Below are 4,728 nucleotides of genomic sequence, written 5' to 3' on the forward strand. Positions count from 1 at the left end.
AGACTTAGGATCTGGCGCCGCGAGGCGTGGGGGTTCGAGTCCCTTCTTCCGCACCAAAAGGCAAACCCGCTACCCAATTGGGTGGCGGGTTTTGTTTTATGGCATTTATTTAAGATAATAAAATCATCACAAATGAATATTACACAGGAAAAGATCAGCGATCTTAACGCAATTGTAACAGTAAAGATTTCTCCTGAAGATTATCAGGCGAAAGTAGAGAAAGCAATTAAAGACCAAGCAAAGAAAGCTAAATTACCAGGTTTCCGTCCAGGTATGGTTCCTCCTGCGCATATTAAAAAAATGTACGGAAAAAGTATTCTTGTTGATGAAATTAATAATCTGCTTTCAGAGTCTGTAAATAACTACATTCAGGAAAACAACTTACAGATTTTAGGTCAACCACTTCCAAAAGAAGATGATACTGCTTTCAATTGGGACTTTAACGATGAGTTTGTTTTTAATTACGAATTGGGTCTGGCTCCGGAAATTAACGTGGAATTCAGTTCAAAAGATAAATTGGTATCTTATGATATTAAAGTAGATGACGAGACGCTTGATTCCAGAATCAAAAATATTAGAAGAAGCTACGGAAAAATGACAAATCCTGAGGTTGTAGAAGCGGGAGATGTAATTTTTGGTGATTTTGCTGAGTTAAGCAGCGACGGTTCTGAAAAAGAAGATGGCGTAAAGACCACTACTTCATTAAGATTGGAAGTTGTAGAAGATAAAGCTCAAAAGAAATTAATTGGCCTTAAAAAAGGAGATGTTGTTGAGTCTTTTGATTTAGTAAAAGCTATTAACGATGATGAGCAATTAAGAAGAATCCTGAAATTAGAGGAAGGAACAGCTTCTCCGAAAGGAAAATTCAAAATTACTGTTAAAAACATAAACAGGTTAGAAGAGGCAGATTTGACTCAGGAATTCTATGATAAGCTTTTTGGTGCAGATGCAGTAAAAACGGAAGACGAGTTCAAAGCTAAAATTAAAGAAGAAGTTGGGTCTATGGTTGTTCAGGATGCTGATCGTAAATTAGCTGCTGATATCTACCAGTACGGTTCAGAAAAAACGTCGAAAATTGCACTTCCAGATGAATTTCTGAAAAGATGGTTGAAAGTTGTTAATAAAGAACTTACAGACGAAGAGCTGGACAAAGGTTACGAAGATTTTGCTAAAAACCTGAAGTGGACTTTAGTAGAAAACAAAATCGTAAAAGACAATAACTTAGAAATTAAATACGAAGAAGTATTAGAAGCGGCTAAACAACGTCTAGACGCGCAGTTCAGAATGTATAGCCCTCAGGCTTTAACCGAAGAGCAATTGAGTCAATACGCAGTGCAGTTTTTACAGGAAAAAGAAAATGCAAATCGTATTTTTGATGAAGTAAGAGCTCAAAAAGTTTTTGATCATTTGAAATCTATTGTCACTCTGGACAAGAAGGCTATTGATTATAGCAAATTCCAGGAATTGGAAAAATAATAGATTTTCGTAAATATTATTAAAAGCAGCTTTAGGGCTGCTTTTTGTTTTTTTAACAACCAAAATTAAAAACTGCTGTTATATAGCTTATTAGGTCTCTGTCATTAGTCCTTTATATTTTTAGAAGACCATAAGTTTTACGCTTAAAAAAATATTACATAATATTGAACATCGAAGCTGTTTAAAAAACAGAGAAAGTCATATATTGTACCTACTCTAAGTTTGGTTATATTAGAAAAACGATTTATTTAAGACTATGAAGATAGATAAAAACGAATTCAGAAAATACGCTGTAAAACACCATAGAATTGGTGGAATGCATGTAGATAAATATATCAACAATGTACAGGGCTTGCATGTTCCTACATCAATGACACCGTACATTATTGAGGAAAGGCAATTGAACGTAGCGCAAATGGATGTTTTCTCACGTTTAATGATGGATAGAATCATTTTTCTGGGTGATGCTATTTACGATCAGAACGCTAACATTATTCAGGCTCAGTTATTGTTTTTGCAATCTACAGATGCAAAAAGAGATATCCAGATTTATATCAATTCTCCGGGTGGTTCGGTCTATGCCGGTTTAGGTATTTATGATACCATGCAATTCATATCACCAGAGGTTGCAACGATTTGTACAGGTATGGCAGCTTCTATGGGAGCGGTATTAATGTGCGCCGGAGCAAAAGGAAAAAGAGCAGCCTTACCTCATTCAAGAATCATGATTCACCAGCCATCTGGTGGAGCGCAAGGGGTAGCTGCAGATATGGAGATTAATTTAAGGGAGATGCTGAAATTAAAGCAGGAGCTTTATAACATTATCTCTAAACATTCTGGTCAGTCTTACGAGTGGGTAGAAAAGTCTTCAGACAGAGATTACTGGATGAAGGCAGAAGAAGCTAAACACTACGGTATGGTTGATGAGATTTTGGGAGTAAACGCGAATAAAACAAATGAATAAGAAAGAAAAAGATATTAGGTGTTCTTTTTGTGGGGCAAGCAAGCAAGACTCTTTAATGCTTATTGCTGGTTTGGATGCACATATTTGTGATAAATGTGTTGCCCAGGCCAATGATATTTTATTGGAAGAGTTTTCTTCAAGAAAAAATAAAAGCGTACAGGCAACGCTTACCTTGCTAAAGCCTATAGAAATAAAAAAACACTTGGATCAATATGTAATAGGACAGGACAGTGCTAAAAAGGTGCTTTCTGTGGCGGTTTATAACCACTATAAGCGTTTGAACCAAAAGGTTGGCAAAGACGAGGTTGAGATAGAGAAATCTAATATCATGATGGTTGGAGAAACCGGTACGGGTAAAACTTTACTGGCCAAAACCATAGCAAAAATCCTGAATGTACCTTTCTGTATTTGTGACGCCACCGTACTTACCGAGGCTGGTTATGTAGGCGAAGATGTAGAAAGTATTCTGACAAGATTGCTGCAAGCTGCAGATTATGATGTTGCTGCTGCGGAAAGAGGTATTGTTTATATAGACGAGGTGGATAAAGTTGCCCGTAAGAGTGATAACCCGTCAATAACAAGAGATGTTTCGGGAGAAGGCGTTCAGCAGGCTTTACTAAAAATTTTAGAAGGTACCATAGTGAACGTTCCACCACAGGGAGGAAGAAAACATCCAGACCAGAAAATGATTCCGGTTAATACCAATAATATCCTCTTTATTTGTGGAGGTGCATTTGATGGTATCGATAAGAAAATCGCTAACAGATTAAGAACTCAGACTGTAGGATATAAGTTCGCAAAGGAAAATGAAGAAATAGATTTGTCGAATCTGTATAAGTATATCACTCCACAGGATTTGAAATCTTTTGGTCTTATTCCTGAGCTTATTGGTCGTGTACCTGTATTAACTTATTTAAATCCGCTGGATAGAGAAACGCTTTTAAACATCCTTACCGAACCTAAAAACTCTTTAATTAAGCAATATCAAAAATTGTTCGAATTTGAAGATATAGAGCTTGATTTTACAAAAGAAGTATACGAATTTATAGTTGATAAAGCTTTGGAATTCAAATTGGGTGCAAGGGGGCTAAGATCAATCTGTGAAGCAATAATGATAGATGCGATGTTTGAGATACCATCTCAGAAGCAGAAATCGAAGAAACTGCTTATAGATCTGGATTACGCAAAAGAAAAATTTGAAAAGTCTGATCTGAAAAAACTAAAAGTTGCTTAAGATATACGCCTCGGTTAATAAACCGGGGCGTTTTTGTATAAACCACCATAAAGGCACAAGTTTAAAGGAATAAAAGTATGCTTCTGTGTTTTTTGTGTACGCTGCTGTTATCTAATCTTAGTAACTTTATTTTAACTAAAACGCTGCCAATATGAACGAAGAAAAAAATGTAAAAAGAGCTGCGGTAAAAACTCCGGATAAGGAAGTGAATACCCCAATAAAAAAGGGATTAAAAACAAAAACGGATATTGTGAATAACTGGCTACCCAGATATACTGGTAAGCCGCTTAAAGAATTTAGTGAGTATATTATACTGACTAATTTCTCTAAATATTTACAATTGTTTTCTGAGTGGAATGATGGCGCACCTATTTATGGATTAGATAAGCCTATGCAAAGCGTTACAGCTAACGGAATTACCATTATTAACTTTGGGATGGGAAGTCCATTGGCAGCCACTATTATGGACTTGCTTACCGCTATTAAGCCTAAGGCAGTATTGTTTCTGGGAAAATGTGGTGGCTTAAAAACAAAAAATAATATAGGCGATTTTATTTTGCCAATAGCTGCAATTAGGGGCGAAGGAACGTCGGGTGACTATCTGCCGGCAGAAGTGCCTGCTTTACCTGCTTTTGCGCTACAGAAAGCTATTTCTACTACTATACGCGAACATTCTAAAGATTACTGGACAGGGACAGTATATACTACTAACAGACGCGTTTGGGAGCATGATAAGGATTTTAAAAAGTATTTACAAAGCTTAAGGGCGATGGCAATAGATATGGAAACTGCAACTATTTTTACTGTTGGATTTGCCAATAGTATTCCTACAGGAGCTTTATTGCTGGTTTCAGATCAGCCCATGACGCCTGAAGGAGTAAAAACTTCGGAAGGGGACGCATCCAGACAATCTCAGGATTATGTAGAGTTGCACTTACGAATTGGAATTGATTCTTTACGCCAGTTAATAACCAATGGCTTAACAGTAAAGCATTTGAAGTTCTAAATGAAAAAATAACAAGGTGTAATAATCAGGAAGCGCACTGCTTGCGTT

The 4,728-nt window shown here is 36.5% G+C and carries 4 protein-coding genes; all 4 read left to right on the forward strand.

The genetic code is table 11. From position 1 onward, the window contains the following. The first annotated feature begins 132 nt into the window (after nucleotides 1-132). Nucleotides 133-1,476 carry a trigger factor gene (gene tig, locus ABWO41_RS15550; RefSeq protein WP_353140026.1) on the forward strand — a complete coding sequence of 448 codons (1,344 nt, stop codon included), beginning with the start codon at nucleotides 133-135 and terminating at the stop codon, nucleotides 1,474-1,476. A 256-nt stretch (nucleotides 1,477-1,732) separates the two neighbouring features. Next, nucleotides 1,733-2,440, forward strand: a complete 708-nt coding sequence (locus tag ABWO41_RS15555; protein ID WP_353140020.1) for an ATP-dependent Clp protease proteolytic subunit — start codon at nucleotides 1,733-1,735, stop codon at nucleotides 2,438-2,440. Then, nucleotides 2,433-3,674: an ATP-dependent Clp protease ATP-binding subunit ClpX gene (gene clpX, locus ABWO41_RS15560; RefSeq protein ID WP_353140022.1), complete on the forward strand. Its 1,242-nt coding sequence runs from the start codon at nucleotides 2,433-2,435 to the stop codon at nucleotides 3,672-3,674. The genes ABWO41_RS15555 and clpX overlap by 8 nt, the downstream gene beginning before the upstream one ends. 151 nt (nucleotides 3,675-3,825) lie before the next feature. Then, nucleotides 3,826-4,680, forward strand: coding sequence for an AMP nucleosidase (locus ABWO41_RS15565; protein ID WP_353140024.1), 855 nt, complete (start codon nucleotides 3,826-3,828; stop codon nucleotides 4,678-4,680). Nucleotides 4,681-4,728: the final 48 nt, after the last annotated feature.

The organism is Pseudopedobacter sp., from assembly GCF_040392825.1.
Lineage (GTDB): Bacteria > Bacteroidota > Bacteroidia > Sphingobacteriales > Sphingobacteriaceae > Pseudopedobacter.